The organism is Pseudomonas sp. SZ40, assembly GCF_052958135.1.
In genome coordinates this window covers 83706-101257 of sequence record NZ_JBQWIF010000016.1, presented here as the reverse complement: position 1 = coordinate 101257, position 17552 = coordinate 83706, and the positions used below count along the sequence as shown (strand labels likewise).

At 64.9% G+C, this 17552-nt stretch carries 14 protein-coding genes; 8 read left to right on the top strand and 6 right to left on the bottom strand.

Annotated features, from left to right (window positions below; genetic code table 11):
* Nucleotides 1-424: 424 nt before the first annotated feature.
* Entirely contained in the window at nucleotides 425-3535 is a 3111-nt protein-coding gene (locus ACT9T4_RS14625) for a transglycosylase domain-containing protein (protein ID WP_499117623.1), read from the bottom strand.
* A gap of 200 nt (nucleotides 3536-3735) precedes the next feature.
* Between ACT9T4_RS14625 and ACT9T4_RS14620 the strand changes: the two genes are divergently transcribed.
* Nucleotides 3736-4557 (top strand): aldo/keto reductase, encoded by an 822-nt coding sequence (locus tag ACT9T4_RS14620; RefSeq protein WP_499117637.1) that lies wholly within the window; start codon nucleotides 3736-3738, stop codon nucleotides 4555-4557.
* Between the two features lie 395 nt (nucleotides 4558-4952).
* Here the strand turns inward: ACT9T4_RS14620 and rapA are convergent, their stop codons facing one another.
* Complete coding sequence (gene rapA / locus ACT9T4_RS14615) at nucleotides 4953-7796, bottom strand: RNA polymerase-associated protein RapA (RefSeq protein ID WP_179537661.1); 2844 nt, start codon at nucleotides 7794-7796, stop codon at nucleotides 4953-4955.
* 175 nt (nucleotides 7797-7971) lie between these two features.
* Here rapA and ACT9T4_RS14610 point away from each other — a divergent pair, with 175 nt between their 5' ends.
* The 7 genes from ACT9T4_RS14610 to ACT9T4_RS14580 all read left to right on the top strand — a co-directional run bounded on the left by ACT9T4_RS14610 (nucleotide 7972) and on the right by ACT9T4_RS14580 (nucleotide 12643).
* A complete protein-coding gene (locus tag ACT9T4_RS14610; RefSeq protein WP_042552141.1) occupies nucleotides 7972-8268 on the top strand; it encodes a hypothetical protein in 297 nt (98 codons plus the stop codon).
* Nucleotides 8265-8891, top strand: a complete 627-nt coding sequence (locus tag ACT9T4_RS14605; RefSeq protein WP_499117621.1) for an alpha-ketoglutarate-dependent dioxygenase AlkB family protein — start codon at nucleotides 8265-8267, stop codon at nucleotides 8889-8891. The genes ACT9T4_RS14610 and ACT9T4_RS14605 overlap by 4 nt, the downstream gene beginning before the upstream one ends.
* Nucleotides 8888-9049: a hypothetical protein gene (locus tag ACT9T4_RS14600; protein ID WP_179537662.1), complete on the top strand. Its 162-nt coding sequence runs from the start codon at nucleotides 8888-8890 to the stop codon at nucleotides 9047-9049. Before ACT9T4_RS14605 ends, ACT9T4_RS14600 begins: the two co-directional genes overlap by 4 nt.
* Before the next feature lie 216 nt (nucleotides 9050-9265).
* The gene (gene ccoM, locus ACT9T4_RS14595; RefSeq protein ID WP_042552142.1) at nucleotides 9266-9382 is read left to right on the top strand and encodes a cytochrome c oxidase subunit CcoM; all 117 of its coding nucleotides are present in this window, start codon (nucleotides 9266-9268) and stop codon (nucleotides 9380-9382) included.
* A 222-nt stretch (nucleotides 9383-9604) separates the two neighbouring features.
* Nucleotides 9605-11590 carry an FUSC family protein gene (locus ACT9T4_RS14590; protein ID WP_179537663.1) on the top strand — a complete coding sequence of 662 codons (1986 nt, stop codon included), beginning with the start codon at nucleotides 9605-9607 and terminating at the stop codon, nucleotides 11588-11590.
* Nucleotides 11577-11780: a DUF1656 domain-containing protein gene (locus ACT9T4_RS14585; protein WP_042552144.1), complete on the top strand. Its 204-nt coding sequence runs from the start codon at nucleotides 11577-11579 to the stop codon at nucleotides 11778-11780. The genes ACT9T4_RS14590 and ACT9T4_RS14585 overlap by 14 nt, the downstream gene beginning before the upstream one ends.
* 11 nt (nucleotides 11781-11791) lie before the next feature.
* A complete protein-coding gene (locus ACT9T4_RS14580; protein WP_042552145.1) occupies nucleotides 11792-12643 on the top strand; it encodes an efflux RND transporter periplasmic adaptor subunit in 852 nt (283 codons plus the stop codon).
* 217 nt (nucleotides 12644-12860) lie between these two features.
* Here ACT9T4_RS14580 and codA read toward each other — a convergent pair whose 3' ends face one another.
* The 4 genes from codA to ACT9T4_RS14560 all read right to left on the bottom strand — a co-directional run bounded on the left by codA (nucleotide 12861) and on the right by ACT9T4_RS14560 (nucleotide 17361).
* Nucleotides 12861-14096 (bottom strand): cytosine deaminase, encoded by a 1236-nt coding sequence (codA, locus tag ACT9T4_RS14575; protein WP_042552146.1) that lies wholly within the window; start codon nucleotides 14094-14096, stop codon nucleotides 12861-12863.
* Entirely contained in the window at nucleotides 14093-15334 is a 1242-nt protein-coding gene (locus ACT9T4_RS14570) for a PucR family transcriptional regulator (RefSeq protein WP_042552147.1), read from the bottom strand. The genes codA and ACT9T4_RS14570 overlap by 4 nt, the downstream gene beginning before the upstream one ends.
* Nucleotides 15331-16602: a cytosine permease gene (codB, locus tag ACT9T4_RS14565; RefSeq protein WP_499117618.1), complete on the bottom strand. Its 1272-nt coding sequence runs from the start codon at nucleotides 16600-16602 to the stop codon at nucleotides 15331-15333. Before codB ends, ACT9T4_RS14570 begins: the two co-directional genes overlap by 4 nt.
* Nucleotides 16603-16854: 252 nt before the next feature.
* A complete protein-coding gene (locus ACT9T4_RS14560; RefSeq protein ID WP_042552149.1) occupies nucleotides 16855-17361 on the bottom strand; it encodes a DUF1993 domain-containing protein in 507 nt (168 codons plus the stop codon).
* Nucleotides 17362-17552: the final 191 nt, after the last annotated feature.

Genomic DNA, 17552 nt, shown 5'->3' with positions numbered 1-17552 from the left:
GCTGGATTGCCCGCGAAGTCCCGTAGGGTGGGCTTCAGCCCACCAGCTGAATCGAATCCTGACTGGGTGGTGGCTGCCGTGCTCTTGGCAGTGGGTGTCGGACCTCTGTTGGGGGCGGGCAATTGGTGGGCTGAAGCCCACCCTACGGCTGCAAGCAGGCTCAGTAGGCGCGCCGATGCCCTACCTGTGGAAACGGGCCATGCCCGTGATTCGCGCGCACGGCGCGCTCCCAAAATGTTCACGCTGGCTGGATTGCCCGCGAAGTCTAGTAGGGTGGGCTTCAGCCCACCAACCAGCCAGCCGAATCGAATCCTGACTGGGTGGTGGCTGCCGTGCACTTGGCAGTGGGTGTCGGATCCCTGTTGGGGTGGGCGATTGGTGGGCTGAAGCCCACCCTACGGCTCTCGTGCATGACGATCACGCTCTAGCGTATCAATTGCGCCGTCTGTTGTTGGGGAGGTGGGGCGCAGAGGGTGCGGGCGGCAGTTTGCAGGTAGGGGGCGAGAATCGGCTGCATGCCCTTGAGCACCTGCACGGGTAGCGCCGAGGTGAAGCGGAAGCTTTCCGCTGCACGACCGGGCACGAAGGCGGTGAGGGTGCCGAAGTGATCCGGGCCGAGAAAGAACACGAAGGTGGCGGTGCGGTTCTGTACCCGTGAGCTGATCACCTGGCCGCCGCGGCCCACGCTGGTCAGGCGGTTGTCGCCGGTGCCGGTCTTGCCGCCGAGGATCAGCGGGCTGCCGTCGGCCAGGGTGAAGGTGCCTTGCAGGCGCCGTGCCGTGCCGCCATCGACCACCTGGGAAAGCGCCTCGCGCAGCGCTGCGGCGACCTCCGGCGCCATTACCCGGCGGCCAGATTCCAGCACATGGCCCAGGCGCGTTTCGTAGGGTGTGTTGGCGGCGAAGTGCAGGCTGTCGATACGCACCGTGGGCAGGCGCACGCCGTCGTTCTGGATGATGCCGATCAGCTCGGCCAATGCCGCTGGCCGGTCACCCGAGCTGCCGATGGCGGTGGCCAGGGACGGCACCAGATACTCGAAGGGATAGTCCAGGTTCTGCCAGCGCTGATGGATATCCAGGAAGGCTTCGACTTCCAGCATGATGCGGATGCGGCTGTCCCGAGCGCTCTTGTGGCGGCTCTTGAACAGCCAGCCGTAGACCTCCTGGCGTTCGTCGCGGCTGGCGGCCACGGCGTCATCGAAAGCGGCCTGTGGATGATCGATCAGGTAGGCGAGCAGCCACAGTTCCAGCGGATGTACTCGGGCGATGTAGCCCTGGTCCGGCAGGCTGAAGGCACCCGGCCCATAGCGGGTATACAGATCGGCGATGCGCTTTTCGCTTGGTGGGCTGCCTGGCAGGTGGGCCTTGATGAAGCTACCGAACGTGGCCTGATCGACACCCGGCATCAGATAGCGGTGCACGGCCGCCAGGCGCGTATCGGTGAGGCGCAGGCCACCGATGAAGGTGTCCAGCCGCTCCTGGGCGGACTGGCCCTGGTACTTGCGCCAGAAGCGCAACAGAAAGGTGGTGCCCTCGCGGTCGGCGAAGCGGCTCAGGTACTCCTGGCGCCTTGGGTCCTTGTCGTCCTTGAGCAACTCGGCGCTGTTGCCCGGTGCCTGATAGGTGCTGTAGCGCACCAGATCGCGCATCAGGCGGATGAACGGCAGGTTGATCGATTCGCGCAGTGACTCGCGCAGGGTTGGCAGCCGGCCGTTGTCCTCGCGGCGGAAGTTGCCGAAGGTATGCAGGCCACCGCCGGTAAAGAAGCGCTCCGCCGGGCTGGCCGAGTAACGCCGCTCCAGTGCCGCGTCGAGCATGCTGGTGAGCTCGGCCCCCGGGTTGCGCAGCAGGTAGTCGATGGCCCAGCGGCTGAGCAGATCCTGGTCGGCGATATCCTGAGCGCGCAGTTGTGCAGCGCTCATGCCGGCGTGCCGTGCATGCAGTTCGGCGATCACTTCCAGGTAGGTGGCCATTACCCGCAATTTGGCGGTGGAGCCCAGTTCCAGCTTGCTGCCTTCGTTGATATCGAACGGCTGGTGGGTGTTGTCGGTTTGTACTCGAACCTGATTGCCATTGGGTGTGCGCTCGAACAGGGTGAAGCTGTAGCGCACGTCGGCGGTCTTGCTGGGCGACAGCAGGCGGTCGCCGAACAGCCCGACGCTTTCGGCGAATGCCGGGTCGGCGAGTCGTTCGAGGTACAGGCTGACCTGCTGCTGCAGGTCCGAGTTGAGGCTGGAACGGGCATCCAGATCGAGGCGGTCGAGCTGGTAGTAGGACAGGTTGAGCAGGCTGGCCAGCCGCGCCCGGGCCATGCTGATGCCCTTGTCGCTATCGACCCGTTGCAGGTTGGGGTCGGTCTGCCAGTCGCGGTAGGTCACCTTCTGGGCCAGAGCGGCATCGCGCAGATCGTCGTCGAGCACGCCGCCGCTGGCCAGCAGGCGCAGGTGGCTGTCGGTCAGCTCGGCGAGCTCGTCACGGCCCTTCGACAGGTAGTACGAGGGCCGCCGCTGGGCGATCATCAGCGACAGCACCTGACGCAGTGCCAAGCCCCGTTCGGCCAGGCTGGCGTCGCTGGAGCGCTGCGGGTCGAGCAGGCGGTTGGTGGTGGCGAAGTCGGCGCCGTACCAGATGCGCAAGCCGTCGGCCAGGCCGTGTACCTCGCCGTGCCCCGGTGCAGCCGATAGCGGTACGCTGTTGAGGTAGTCACGCACGATGTTCTGCCGGGCTTCGAGGGTTTGTGGGCCGCCCTGATAGGCGCGCACGCTGGCCGATACCATCTGCCGCAGTTTCTCCGCGGGCGCATGGGTGATGCCATCTGGCGAATGCCGGTACTTCTCCAGTTGCGTGGCCAGGGTGCTGCCGCCCGCGGACTGGTCCTGCATGCCGACGTATTTGCCAATCTGCGAGAGCGCCGCCTTGCTGAAACGCGGCCAGTCCACCGCCGGGTTCGCTTCGGCGGGCTCGCTGGCCAACAGCTTGCGGTCTTCGATGAACAGCAGGCTGCCGACCACCAGTGGCGGAATGGCGGTGAAGCTCGGGTAGCGTTGTCGGGGATTGCGCACGGTGTAGAAGGGCGAGCCACGGCAGTCTTCGATATTGACCCCGGTCTGCGCCTTTTCCGCGAAGGGCGGGAACAAGCCGCGTTCGGCGTAAGCCATCAGCGCCGCAGAGAAGTGACTCTGCTGCAACACCTCGAAGCCTCGGCTCTGCAGGCGCTCGATGAAAGTAGGCAGGTGGCTGTAACCCATGCGTTGATCGAAAGGACCGGCACGCGGGTAAATGATCGCGTCGCTGGGGCCGTTTTCGACCTGATAGGTCAGCTGCGCGGCGTAGCGGCTCAGTTCGCTGGACTGGAAGTAGGCGGTGCGCAGTTCATAGATCAGCAGGGCCGCGCCGATCACCAGCAGAAGCATCAGGATGACGCCGACTGCCCAGCGCACAGGGTGGGACTGCCGCCGAGGTTCGAGCTGCACCGCGGTAGCGGCTTTGCGCTCGCTTACAGGCGGTGCTGGGTCGGATCGCCATAGTGCGCCCATAGTGAGTTGGCCCTGGCTTGTCCTTTATCACTAGCGTAGTCGCTGGGCGGCGGCGTGCCCTGTCCACTGAGCAGAAAACTCGTGTCGGAACGTGAACGACGATTGCAGGCGGGCGCTCTACGCCGGGCATGATCCTTGGCGCAGAATCTGAACCCACGGGTGGCAGGCGGGTCAGGATGCAATCAGCAGGAGGAAGCATGATGCGAACACTCGAATTGGCCGGCGCTCAGGTACCGGTGATAGGTCAGGGCACCTGGCGGATGGGCGAGAATCCGGGGCAGCGGCGGGCCGAGGTGGCGGCGTTGCGCGAGGGGCTCGAGCGTGGTCTGCGCCTCATCGACACGGCCGAGATGTACGGCGAGGGCGGTGCGGAGGAGGTGGTCGGCGAGGCCATCGCGGGTCGCCGCGATCAGGTGTTTCTGGTCAGCAAGGTCTACCCGCACAACGCCAGCCGCGCGGGTGTGATGGCGGCCTGCGAGCGCAGCCTGAAGCGCCTGGGTACCGATCATCTCGACCTGTATCTGCTGCACTGGCGTGGGCAGTATCCGCTGGCGGAAACGGTCGAGGCCTTCGAACGGCTGCGCGAGCAGGGCAAGATCGGCCGCTGGGGCGTGTCCAACTTCGATCTCGATGATCTGGAAGAACTCGGTGATCCAGCCTGTGCCACCAACCAGGTGCTCTACAACCCGCAAGAGCGCGGCGTGGAGTTCGACCTGCTGCCGTGGCAGCAACGCCAGGGCATGCCATTGATGGCTTACTGTCCGCTGGGGCAGGGTGGGGCGCTGCTGGCCAACCGAGCCATGGGGCAGGTCGCACAGCGGCATGGGGTGAGTGCCGCGCAGGTGGCGCTGGCCTGGGCCCTTCGTCAGCCGAATGTGCTGGTGATTCCCAAGGCCGGTGACCCGCTGCATCTGGCCGAAAATGCCGCCGCTGCCGACCTGCAGCTCAGCGAAGCCGATTTGCAGGCGATCGACGCCGCCTACCCAGCGCCGGCGCGCAAGCAGCGGTTGCAGATGGTGTAGGGATGGTTGGGACGCAAGACGGCCGTAGGATGGTATTGAGCGAAGCAATACCCATCAAGGGTTCGGCGTAGAGTCCCGATTGCCCGGCAAGGCCGCAACCGATTCGCGCCGGGGCGACGCTCCTACTCGATCAGCGGTGTTCGTTGACTCCGTAGCCGCGCCACTGCGGCGAATGGCGCAGGCGCCGCCAGATGTGCGACAGGGCCGCAACCGATTCGCGCCCGGGGTGACGCCCCTACTCGATCAGCGGTGTTCGTTGATCCCGTAGGAGCCGCGCCCCCGCGGCGAATGGCGCTGGCAGCGCCAACCATGCGGCAAGACAGCCGCGATGTTGGCGCTCTTCGCGCTGCACCGAAGGCACGCCCGCCCTGCGCAAGAAGGGCGAGCGTATTGGCTCAACCGGCGACCAGCACTCGAATCGCTTCCAGGCGCAGGGCGGCCTTGTCGAGCATGGCCAGGCCCTGTTCGCGTTGTTCACGCAGCGCTGTCAGTTCGCTGTCGCGGACGCTCGGGTTGACTGCTTGCAGGGCGGTCAGGCGGGCCAGTTCCTCGTCCAGCTCGGCGGCCAGGCGACGTTTGGCCTCGCTGACGCGTTCGACATGGCGTGGCTGGATCTTCGCTTCACCGGCAGCGATCTGCGGGTTGAGCGCATCACGCTGCGCCTGTACGAACTTGTTGGCGCTGGCCCGGGGCACGCTTTCCAACTGGTCGTTGAGGGTTTCGAAGGAGACCTTGCTGGCCAGATCGTTGCCATTGCCATCGAGCAGGCAGCGCAGCGCCGCTGGCGGCAGGTAGCGACCCAGTTGCAGGCTGCGTGGCGCGACCACTTCGCTGACGTAGAGCAGCTCCAGCAGCACGGTGCCGGGCTTGAGCGCCTTGTTCTTGATCAGCGCCACCGAGGTGTTGCCCATCGAGCCGGAGCGCACCAGATCCATGCCGCCCTGCACCATGGGGTGTTCCCAGGTGAGGAACTGCATGTCCTCGCGCGACAGCGCCAGGTCACGGTCGTAGGTGATGGTCACGCCTTCGTCGTCGCCGAGCGGGAAGCTGGCATCGAGCATCTTCTCGCTGGGGCGCAGGATCAGGGCATTGTCCGAGTGATCCTCGCTGTCGATGCCGAAAGCGTCGAACAGCTGCTCCATGTACATCGGCAGGGCGAACTGGTCGTCCTGCTCGAGGATCGCGTCGACCAGCGCTTCGCCTTCACCGGCACCGCCAGAGTTGAGCTCCAGCAGGCGGTCGCGACCGGCGTGCAGTTCGCTTTCCAGGCGCTGGCGCTCGGCAGTGGCTTCGTCGATCAGCGCTTGCCACTGACCATCGTCGGCGTTTTCCAGCATCGGCAGCAGGCGGCTGCCGAACTGATGCTGCAGGGCGTTACCCGTCGGGCAGGTAGCCAGGAAGGCGTTCAGCGCCTGGTGATACCACTGGAACAGACGTTCCTGCGGGCTGTTTTCCATGTACGGCACGTGCAGCTGGATCTTGTGCTTCTGGCCGATACGGTCGAGACGGCCGATACGCTGCTCGAGCAGATCCGGATGCGCCGGCAGATCGAACAGCACCAGGTGGTGAGCGAACTGGAAGTTGCGGCCTTCACTGCCGATTTCCGAACAGATCAGCACCTGGGCGCCGAATTCTTCATCGGCGAAATAGGCGGCGGCGCGGTCACGCTCGAGGATGCTCATGCCCTCGTGAAACACCGTGGCCGGAATGCCGGAGCGCACGCGCAGGGCGTCTTCCAGATCCATGGCGGTCTCGGCGTGAGCACAGATGACCAGTACCTTGAATTTCTTGAGCATCTTCAGGGTGTCGATCAGCCACTCGACACGTGGATCGAAGCGCCACCAGCGCTGCTCGTCCTCGATCTCCGCCTGGCCCTGGTAGCTGACTTCCGGGTACAGCTCGGCATGCTCGCCCAGCGGCAGCTCCATGTATTCGTCGGGGCTCGGCAGCGGGTAGGCGTGCAGTTCGCGCTCGGGGAAACCCTGCACCGCAGCACGGGTGTTGCGGAACAGCAGGCGGCCGGTGCCATGGCGGTCGAGCAGCTCGCGGGTGAGGCGGGCGCTGGCTTCGCTATCACCGTCGGCGACCGCGGCGAGCAGGGCTTCACCCTCGGCACCCAGGAAACCCTGGATGGTCTTGTGGGCCTCGTCGGACAGGCGACCCTTGTCGAGCAGCTCCTGTACGGCTTCGGCGACCGGCTGGTAGTTGGCGCTTTCGGCGCGGAACGCGGCCAGGTCATGGAAACGGTTCGGGTCGAGCAGACGCAGACGTGCGAAGTGGCTGTCCTGGCCAAGCTGTTCCGGGGTGGCGGTGAGCAGCAGCACACCAGGGATCACTTCGGCCAGTTGCTCGACCAGGCTGTATTCGCGGCTGGCCTTTTCCGGATGCCAGACCAGGTGGTGGGCTTCGTCGACCACCATCAGGTCCCAGCCGGCGGCGAACAGCGCGTCCTGGGCCTTTTCGTCCTCGCACAGCCACTCCAGCGCGACCAGTGCCAGTTGCGCGTCTTCGAACGGGTTGCTGGCATCGCTCTCGATGAAGCGTTCGGCGTCGAACAGCGCCACTTCCAGATTGAAGCGTCGGCGCATTTCCACCAGCCACTGGTGCTGCAGGTTTTCCGGCACCAGGATCAGCACGCGGTTGGCGCGCCCGGAGAGCAGCTGGCGATGGATCACCAGGCCGGCCTCGATAGTCTTGCCCAGGCCCACTTCGTCGGCCAGCAGAACGCGCGGGGCGATGCGGTCGGCGACTTCACGGGCGATGTGCAACTGGTGGGCGATGGGTTGTGCACGCACGCCGCCCAGGCCCCACAGCGAGGATTGCACCTGCTTGCTGGTGAATTCCAGGGTGCGGTAGCGCAGCGAGAACCAGGGCAGCGGATCGATCTGCCCGGCGAACAGGCGGTCGCTGGCAAGGCGGAACTGAATGAAGTTGGACAGCTGGGTTTCCGGCAGCGTGACGTTCTGGTTCTGCGCGTCGAGACCGTGGTAGACCAGCAGGCCATCGACATCGTCGACTTCGCGCACGGTCAGCTTCCAGCCTTCGAAGTGGGTGATCTCGTCGCCCGGAGAGAAACGCACGCGGGTCAGTGGCGCATTGCGGGTTGCGTACTGGCGGGTTTCTCCCGTGGCCGGGTAGAGCACGGTGAGCATGCGGCCGTCCTGCATGAGGATGGTTCCCAAGCCCAGTTCCGCTTCGCTGTCGCTGATCCAGCGTTGCCCCGGTTGATACTCCGCCATGCTGCCTGTCTCCACCTGTGAAAAAGCCGGCTATGGTACCGGAAACGCCGGGCCTCGGCCAAAGGTGCATGCTGTGGATTTGGCACTTACTGACGGATGCCCGGTCGAAAGTGTAGCCACCGTACGCTAAAGTCGCCCATGCGACTGCCGACAAGACTCCAAAGGGAGTTCATCCATGTTGCCACCGATTCCCCACAGCCTGGTTCCAGTCACTGCCCAGCAGGACGTGGTCAAGCCGCGCCCGGAAATCGCCCCGGTAACCCCCACCGCCGAGGCGGCCCAGGAGGATGCGGTCGGTCTCGACAAACGTCACCCCCAGGAAGTGGAGGAGCGCTTGCGTGAAGAACAGCGTCGTCGCCAACGGCGTGGTTACAGCGCGGCAGAGCTCGCCGAAGGCGATGTCGATGAAGCCGACGAGCCTGCCATCGAGCAATTGCCTCGTCAGGGGCTGTGGGTGGATGTCGAGGTTTGAGCGGCTTCGATCCCACCCCGGCTGATCCGTTCGACAGCCCCGATCTGAACCTGGCGGATGCAGATCTGCGTTATCTGCCTGCCTGGCTCGACCGCGCTACGGCGGATCACTGGCTCGAGCGACTGGTCAGCGAGACGCCCTGGCAGCAGCCCGAGGTCGTGCTCTACGGCCGTCGTCATCCGGTGCCGCGGCTGACCGCCTGGTACGGCGACACCGACGCGCGTTATCGCTACTCCGGCATGACCCATCAGCCGCTGCCCTGGACACCGCTGCTCGCCGAGATTCGCCAGCGTCTGGTGGAGGCGTTGGGCTGCCCGCTCAACGGTGCGCTGCTCAACTATTACCGTGACGGCCAGGATTCCATGGGCTGGCACAGCGATGACGAGCGCGAGCTGGGCGATGAACCGCTGGTGGTGTCCCTGAGCCTGGGAGGCGAGCGCCGCTTCGATCTGCGCCGCAAGGGCCACAACCGCATCGAACATTCACTTACGCTGGCGCATGGCTCGCTACTGGTCATGGGCGGCCAGACCCAGCATCATTGGCAGCATCAGGTGGCGAAAACGCGCAAGCCGTGCGCGCCACGCCTGAACCTTACGTTTCGTCTGATCCGGGCGCCGCTATGAGCAACGATGTGAAACTGATCGACTTCACCGCCGAGCGCGACAAGCGCATCCATGACCTGCGCGACAAAAAGCTCGAAGAGATGCGCAATGCCTTCGAGCAGGCTCTGCCGATGCCCAAAGGCAAGAAGAAGTCCAAGGGCAAGCCGAAGAAGCGCTGACGGTTCGCCGCGCCGCATGCGGGTGTCGCCTGCCTTGCTCTGCTGATTTCCCGTCGCGCATCCCGCTCGTGGCTGCGCGCAGCCTCCCGTTGACCCAGATCACCTGCTGCCAGCCGTTTGCAGCCGGCGCAGCGCTGCCCTTGATCTGGATCAATGGCCTCAGGCGCTGCGCTGTTAACGTAGCCCCATACCCGAGCAACGGATGCAGGAGGCAACATGTTCGTCGACGTGGTGGTTCTCGCCGGTATCGGCACCGTGGGACTGATGGTCCTGTTCTGCGCCGGGTTCACGTATTTCATCTGGAGAGACGCGAGCAAGAAAAAGCCGCGCTGAATCCGGATTCACGAGCACGCAAGGCATTGGGGCGACTTCGGTCGCCCTTTTTTTCGTGCGCATTTTTTCAGGCGAGCGCAGGTGAAAGCGAGACAGCCCTCTGGACAGCATATAGTTAGCTAGCTAATAATTTGCCTTTCTGCACGGAGGCGGAACCGTTTCGCTACGGCTATGTTCAGACAAGTGCCGCTTTTCAGGTAACCAGCGTGTCAGGTAACCATCGTGCGTGATTCCCTGCTGGCGTTCATCGCGCCAAGCCCGCAAGCCATTCAGTTCGCGATCAAGACCCTGCTCGGTGGCGGTCTGGCGCTCTGGCTCGCGTTGCGTTTGGGGCTGGAACAGCCGCAGTGGGCATTGATGACCGCCTTCATCGTCGCCCAGCCATTGTCCGGCATGGTGGTGCAGAAGGGCCTGGCGCGGCTGCTCGGCACCCTGGTCGGGACCTTCATGGCGGTGGTGATGATGGCGCTGTTCGCCCAGACCCCACTGCTGTTCCTGCTCGCCTTCGCGTTGTGGCTGGGGATGTGCACGGCAGCTTCGACCATGCTGCGCAGCGCCTGGTCCTATGCCTTCGTGCTCGCCGGCTACACGGTGGCGATCATCGGCCTGCCGGCCATCGGCAAGCCTCATGTGATCTTCGACGAGGCCATTGCCCGTTCCACGGAGATCTGCCTGGGCATCGTCTGCGCCACGCTCAGCAGCGCCTTGCTGTGGCCGCAGCGGGTCGAGCGCCAGCTGGCGCAGCAAGCGCGAGATGCCTGGCAGACCGGCATCAAGGCCGCGCGTCAAGCGTTGACCGGCGAGGCAGAGGCACGTCAGGGGCTGCTGGAAGCACTGGCCCGTATCGTCGCCGTGGACGCCCAGCGTGAGCACGCCTGGTTCGAAGGGGAGCGCGGCCGCCAGCGCGCCATTGCCCTGCGCGTGCTCAGTCGCGACCTGCTTGGCGTGCTGCGTTTGGCCCGTGGTGTGGCACGGCAATGGCGGCAGTTGAGCAGCAGCGAAGCCGAAGCAGTCGCCCCGTGGCTGCAAGAGGTGGACGAGCGCTTGCAGCAGGCCCAGGGCGATCTGCCGGTACTGATAGAACGCCTGCGCCAGGCCGCGCAGGACGATGAATTGAACAGCGGCCAGCAACTGTGCCTGGAGCGCATGGCGGTGTTGCTGCTGCGCATCGAGGAGGCCAGCCGGGCCCTGCTCGCCGTCGAACAGGGCAGGGCGCCTGCCGATGCACCGCGTGCGCTGTCCTGGCATTACGATTGGCAGAGTGCCCTGGTGTATGGCTCGCGCAGCGCCCTCGCGTTTCTCACGCTGGCGAGCTTCTGGCTGGCCACCGCCTGGACCCATGCCACCGGCGCCATGCTGCTGGCCTGCGTGGTCTGCAGCCTGTTCGCCCGGCTCGAAGCGGCGCCGCAGATCGGCATGATGTTCCTGCGCGGCATCCTTTATGCGCTGCCGGTGGCGTTCTTCGTCGGGCAGATCCTGATGCCGCAGATCGACGGGTTCGTCATGCTCTGCCTGGTGCTCGGCGTGCCTTTGTTCTTTGGTGTACTGGGAATGGCGAAGCCGCCGATGGCAGCCACATCGACAGCGTTCTGCCTGCACTTCATCGTGCTTTGCCTGCCCGCACCGGGTGTCGGTTACAACGTCGAGTTCTTTCTCAACGAGGCGCCGGGCATGCTCCTGGGCGTCGGCATCGCCGTGCTGGCGTTCCGTCTGGTGGTGCTGCGCAATCCGGTGTGGCATGGCCGGCGCCTGATGCATGCGATTCTGGTGGATCTCGGCCGCCTGACCCGTCGCGAGCTGGGCCGTGCGGAAAACTGGTTCGGTGGGCGCATGGCCGACCGCTTGCTGCAGCTCGCCCGGCATTATCCGGCGCGGCCGGATCAGGCGCGCAGCCGCTGGGACGACGGCGTGGCCGGTCTCGATCTGGGTGACGAACTGTTGCACCTGCGCGCCTGCTTGGCCAATGCCGATCCCGAACTGGCCCGCTCCCAGCGCCGTTTTCTGCGGCGTCTCGATGATGTGCTGGAGCGCGGCCCTGCACCGGGCCGCGAGGATGACCTGAACGGCCCCGTGGCGGATCTGCAGGATGCCCTGCGCGCCTGTGCGCCCAGTGTCGATAAACGCTTGGCCGAGGCTGCACTGCTGCAATTGCGAAGCGGCTGGCGCCACTGGTGCCACCTGAGAGGAGAAGCCCATGGGCTTGCATGAATGGTCGCTGGGCGGCGTATTGCTGAGCCCCATGGCGGCCTATGCGGTATTGGCGTTGCTGCTCACCGGCGTATTGCGCATGGGGCTGCAGCGCGTGGGATTGGCGCAATGGATCTGGCACGAAGCCCTGTTCGATTGCGCCCTGTTCGTCTGTGTCCTGGCGGCAATCATCGCCGTTCTGGGAACTTGAGGAGAAACGACATGCGTTCGACGATTCGCGTCGGCATTACCCTGGCCATGGTGGTTGCGGCGGTTCTCGCCGGCTCCTGGATCTGGCAGCACTACATGTATTCGCCGTGGACCCGCGATGCCCGGGTACGTGCCGACGTGGTGACCATCGCGCCGGACGTATCGGGCTGGGTGGTCGAGCTCGAGGTGCGCGACAACCAGCAGGTGAAGGCGGGCGATCTGCTGATGAGCATCGACCGTGACCGCTACCAGGCCGCGGTGGAAAAGGCTCAGGCCGTGGTGGATATCCGCAAGCAGCAGCTCAGCCTGCGTGAACACGAAGCCTCCCGCCGCGCGCGCCTGGGCTCCCAGGCGATCAGCGCGGAACTGCGCGAGAACGCGCAGATCAACGCCGAGATGGCGCGCAGCGAATTCCGCGAGGCCCAGGCCGACCTGCGTATCGCCCAGCTCAACCTGGCGCGCAGTGAAGTGCGCGCGCCCCGTGACGGTCAGGTCACCAACCTGGTGCTGGCGCAGGGCAACTACGTGACGGCGGGCCAGTCGGTGATGGCGCTGGTGGATACCAACTCGTTCTACGTGCAGGCGTATTTCGAGGAAACCAAGTTGCCGCGCATTCAGGTCGGTGCGCCGGTCGAGGTCTGGTTGATGGGCGGCGAACAGGAGATCCGTGGTGAAGTGGAAAGCATCAGCCGCGGCATCACCGACCGCAACGCCAGCCCGGACGGCCAGTTGCTGGCCAATGTCGAACCAACCTTCAATTGGGTGCGCCTGGCCCAGCGCATCCCGGTACGCATCAAGCTCGACGGCATGCCCGAAAACGTCCAGTTGAGTGCCGGCATGACCGCCAGCGTGCGGGTGGAATGACCGCTTCCTTAGCCCGACTGGAGTGTTGCAGAGCGGCCGCAATCGTTTTCGCGCCGGGGGCGACGCTCCTACTGTCGGTGGGAAATGCCGCATTCGTGTAGCCGCGCCCCGCGGCGAGTAGTTCGGGCAACACCGATATCGAGTTTTGCCCACGATTCGCCCCGGGGTCGGGGCGCCTACGAATGCAGCGTCTGGCGATCCGGTACGCGTGCGATGTTCAACCGCGCTGCACGCTCGCCGGGGTTCTGCGCATCAGCACTTCGCCGTGGCGTACCGATACCAGGGCATGGCCCTGGGTGCGAATCATCTCGTAATCGTCGGGGGCCGAAAGAATCAGCAGGTTGGCCGGGCGACCCACTTCGATGCCGTAGCGCTCACCCAGGTGCAGGGTGCGGGCGCTGTTGTCGGTGATCAGGTCCAGGCTGCGCTTGAGGTCTTCGTAGCCCAGCATGTGGCAGATATGCAGGCCGGCTTCAAGGATGCGCAGGATGTTGCCGTTACCCAGCGGGTACCAGGGGTCGACGATGGAGTCCTGGCCGAAGCACACGTTCATCCCGGCGCGGTCGATCTCGGCCACGCGGGTCAGGCCACGGCGTTTCGGGTAGGTATCGAAGCGGCCCTGCAGATGAATGCTTTCGGTCGGGCAGGAGATGAAGTTGATCCCTGACATCTTCAGCAGGCGGAACAGTTTGGAACAGTAAGCGTTGTCGTAGGAGCCCATGGCGGTGGTATGGCTGGCGGTGACGCGCGCGCCCATGCCGCGCACGCGGGCTTCTTCGGCCAGTACTTCGAGAAAGCGCGATTGCGGGTCGTCGGTTTCGTCGCAGTGCACGTCCACCAGGCAGCCCGTGCGTTCGGCCAGGTCCATCAGGAACTTGATCGACGACACGCCCTGGTCGCGGGTGTTCTCGAAATGCGGAATGCCACCGACCACGTCGGCGCCCAGCTCCACGGCCTGCTCCATGAGCGCGCGGCCATTGGCGTAGGACTCGATGCCCTCCTGGGGGAAGGCGACGATCTGCAGGTCGATCAAGTGGCGGGTTTCCTCGCGCACTTCGACCATCGCTTTCAGCGCGGCCAGGGTCGGGTCGGTGACGTCGACGTGGGTGCGCACGTGCTGGATGCCGTGGTCGACCAGCATGTCGATGGTCTTCTTGGCGCGGGTCTTGGTGTCCTCGTGGGTGACCAGGGCCTTGCGCTCGGCCCAGCGTTCGATGCCTTCGAACAACGTGCCGCTCATGTTCCAGCTCGGCTCACCGGCGGTCAGGGTCGCGTCCAGGTGGATATGCGGTTCGATGAAAGGGGCGATCACCAGGTTGCTGGCTGCGTCGAGGTCGCCTTCGGTCGCATTGACTGCAGCCGGCTGTGCGGTGATGGCGGCAATCTGTGAGCCGTCCAGCGCGATGTGGAAAAGACCTTCGCGGCCACGCAGGCGGGCGTTGACGATGTTCATGGGGTACTCCTTGGCAGGCTATGAGACGACAGGCGGCGAATCAGCAGGGCGATGCTGATATTCAGCCGGTCGTGCGGATCATCGAACGAGCAGCCAGTCAGCGCTTCGATACGCTGTACACGGTAGCTCAGGGTGTTGCGGTGCACGCCCAGGCGTTGTGCGGCCAGGGCCAGGTTGGCGTTCTCGAAGAACCAGGCTTCGAGCGTTGGCATGAGCACCGGCTCGTGGCGTGAATCATCGCCGATCAGTGGCCCCAGCGTACGCTCGACGAAGCGTTCCAGCAGGCTGCGGTCGCGGATCGCGGCGAGCAGTTCGATCACGCCCAGCTCGTTGAAGCTGCACAGCCCCAGCCGCTCCGGGAAGGCCTGGGCGGCGACCAGTGCCTGGCGCGCCTGACCGAGGGCCCGGGCGAAGCGCTCGGGGGGATGGCTGCCACTGCTGAGGCCGAGAACCGCGTGTTGCGGCTGCAGACGTTCGTCCAGTTCGCCGAGCAGCTCGGTCAGCAGCTTGCGGTTGCGTTGCTCGTCCTGGCTGCTGGTGCAGGGCAGCAGGGCGATCCAGTGCTCGCCCTGGCTGATCAGCGGCAGGGCGTCGCCGAGGCGCTGCAGGCACTGTTCCAGGCGTTGCTGCAGGCACTGGCGGTTGTCGCGCAGCAGGCGTTCACCGCTGTCGGCAGCCTCGCCGTCGAACAGGCGCTCGCCGTTCTGCAGGCGCAGCAGCGCGATCTGGCGTGGCACGCCCAGCGGCAGGTCGAGGCTCGCGGCGCGCTGCAGCAGGATCTCCAGGGATTGATAGTCACCTTCCAGCAATTGCTCCAGTACGTGCTGACGCGAGCTGCCGAGCATCTGTTGCTGGACCAGCGCGGTACCGATGGCCTGGGTCACCACCACCATCTTCAACTGGTAGGGCTGCTCCAGCAGTGGCAAGCCGAGGCGATCGGCTTCGGCCACCACCGTTGCCGGGATGCTCTGGATGTACTCGGCACCGGTAAGAATCACCAGGCCGGCCGTAGCCCGCTCGACTGCCTGGCGTACCAGAAGCAGCAGGTTGGCCTCATCGCGGGGGTGGTTGATCCCGGTGACGAAAACCAGTTCGCCGCCCATCACCCAGTCGGCGATCTCCGCATTCTCCGCTACGTAAGGCCAACGCACCGGGTTGCCCAGTGCTGTCTGGCCCGCGCGCAGGCGCAGGTCATGCAGGCCGGGCAGGGCGAGTACATCGGCGACGCTCAGGCTCATGCGCGAGCGACCTGAGCGCGGGCGGCGAGCAGTTTCTTCGCCTCGAACAGGCTGACGTACACCAACGCGGCGACGGCGATGCCGACCAGCGGCGCGACCCAGGGCGAGAAGTAGGCGCACAGCGAACCGACGGCATAGGCGCCCAGGCCGACCCAGTTGAACGCCGGCAGGCGGGTCTCGGCGAGCAATGGGTACTTGCCTTTATGGCCGTAGAAGTAGTCCGCCATGATCACCCCGCCAATCGGCGGGATGATCGAGCCGAGCAGGATCAGAAAAGGGATCAGCATCTCGTACATGCCGCCGATGGCCAGCAGCGTGCCGATCCCGGCGCCGACCACGGTCACCGTTTTGCGGCGCCCGGTGCGCAGCAGGTTGCAGCCGGCTGCGGCGAAGTTGTAGATGGTGTTGTCCTGGGTGGTCCACAGGTTGAGGAACAGCATCACCACCGCCGCCATCGACAGCCCCTGCAGGACCAGCACTTCGACGACGTCCGGTTGCTGGTAGACGATGGCGCCATAGGCACCGGCAACGATCATCAGGCCATTGCCGAGAAAGAACCCGACCATGCTGGCGATCACCGCGATACGCCCGGTGCGGGCGAAGCGTGTCCAGTTGGTGGCCTGGGTGGCGCCGCTGACGAAGGTGCCGAAGACCATGGTGATGGCCACGCTCAGGGTCATGCTCTGGGTCGGCTCGATGGCCATCAGCGCACTCAGGCCGCCGATGTCGTCGGTGGCGATCCACAGCGAGCAGAGCAGCAGGGCGAGCATGGCCGGCACCGAGATCCGCGAGAGGATGTCCAGGCCCTTGTAGCCGATGAACGCGGTGATGCAGAAGGCGAAGCCGAACAGCACCATCAGCGGGATGATCAGGCTTTCCGATAGACCGAGAATCTTCACCAGCACGATGGCGACCGTCGCGGTGCCCCAGGCGTACCAGCCGATCTGGGTGAAGCCCAGCAGCACGTCGGACAGCTTGCTGCCCGCCTCGCCGAAGCAGAAACGGCCCATCAGCACCGAGTTCAGGCCGCTGCGGCAGGCGATCAGGCCCAGTATCGCGGCATAGGTGCCGAGCAGCAGGTTGCCGATGACGGCTGCCCAGATCAGGGTGGTGAAATCGAAGGCCATGCCGATCTTGCCGCCAGCGAACATGGTGGCGGTGAAGAAGGTGAACGAGAACAGCATGATCGAGGTGGAGAACAGACCCTTGCGGGCGCCTGCTGGAACCTCGCTCAGAGGGTAGTCGCTGTCGGTGGTGGGGTGCGTCATTGCCTGGCTCCACGGAGTGAGAGAAGGCATGGCTATAGCAGGCGACGTGCCAACCGATCGGTTTGGCGGGTCGTACAGTGCCGGTTGTGCGGGTTGCACAAGGAAATGCGCTTTTCGGGCGTTTATGAGGATTTTATTTGTGAGGTGTAAACAGTTTTGACTCGGCTTGGTGCGTGGCGAAAGGGCCATGCACCAAGACGGTCACCGGTCCGTACGCAAAGCGCTTTGCCAGGGCGCTTCGATACGACTCGCTCAGCGGGTGCCGAGGAAGTCGCGCTTGCCGATATCGACACCGTTGTGGCGCAGGATCGCGTAGGTGGTGGTCAGGTGGAAGTAGAAGTTCGGCAGTACGTGATCGAGCAGGAAGGCCTGACCCTGGAAATGGGTCTCCTTGTCACGACGTTTGAGGGTTACGGTGCGGTCTTCGCTGCCGTCGAGCTGCGCGGCGCTGATGCTTCCCACGAACTCCAGCACCTTGGCGATGCGCGCCTGCAATTCGGCGATGCTGGTTTCGTCATCGGCGTGGCTCGGGGCTTCTACACCGGCCAGCAGGGCCGCACCGCTTTTCGCGGTATCGCAGGCGATCTGCACCTGGCGGCTGAGCGGGAACATATCAGGGGCCAGACGTGCGTTGAGAAAGACGCCTTGCTCGATCTTGCGGGTTTCGGCGTTGGCCGCAGCGATACCCAGGATGGTCGACAGGTTGTTCAGTTGGCGGGTGAAGACCGGAATCGAGATGCTGTGCATGGACAGGGACATGGTGTGCTCCAGAGAGATGCGTGGGCGCAGATCGGCTGACCTGCGCAGGATATGAACAAGCAGGCGCTTGAAAAACGTAAGCGAGGCCGCCAGCGCAATACCGATGGCGGCCCCGCACAAACAGGCGAAAAAGCGACCGGGGTCGCGCTCGACCGTACGATTAGTACATGAGCATTTTGCGCCTGTTTTTA

Coding starts and splice junctions, on each gene's coding strand:
- ACT9T4_RS14625 (WP_499117623.1), bottom strand. CDS start 3,535: ATGGGCGCACTATGGCGATCCGACCCAGCACCGCCTGTAAGCGAGCGC.
- ACT9T4_RS14585 (WP_042552144.1), top strand. CDS start 11,577: ATGGGCTTGCATGAATGGTCGCTGGGCGGCGTATTGCTGAGCCCCATG.
- rapA (WP_179537661.1), bottom strand. CDS start 7,796: ATGGCGGAGTATCAACCGGGGCAACGCTGGATCAGCGACAGCGAAGCG.
- ACT9T4_RS14600 (WP_179537662.1), top strand. CDS start 8,888: ATGAGCAACGATGTGAAACTGATCGACTTCACCGCCGAGCGCGACAAG.
- codB (WP_499117618.1), bottom strand. CDS start 16,602: ATGACGCACCCCACCACCGACAGCGACTACCCTCTGAGCGAGGTTCCA.
- codA (WP_042552146.1), bottom strand. CDS start 14,096: ATGAACATCGTCAACGCCCGCCTGCGTGGCCGCGAAGGTCTTTTCCAC.
- ACT9T4_RS14610 (WP_042552141.1), top strand. CDS start 7,972: ATGTTGCCACCGATTCCCCACAGCCTGGTTCCAGTCACTGCCCAGCAG.
- ccoM (WP_042552142.1), top strand. CDS start 9,266: ATGTTCGTCGACGTGGTGGTTCTCGCCGGTATCGGCACCGTGGGACTG.
- ACT9T4_RS14580 (WP_042552145.1), top strand. CDS start 11,792: ATGCGTTCGACGATTCGCGTCGGCATTACCCTGGCCATGGTGGTTGCG.
- ACT9T4_RS14560 (WP_042552149.1), bottom strand. CDS start 17,361: ATGTCCCTGTCCATGCACAGCATCTCGATTCCGGTCTTCACCCGCCAA.
- ACT9T4_RS14570 (WP_042552147.1), bottom strand. CDS start 15,334: ATGAGCCTGAGCGTCGCCGATGTACTCGCCCTGCCCGGCCTGCATGAC.
- ACT9T4_RS14620 (WP_499117637.1), top strand. CDS start 3,736: ATGCGAACACTCGAATTGGCCGGCGCTCAGGTACCGGTGATAGGTCAG.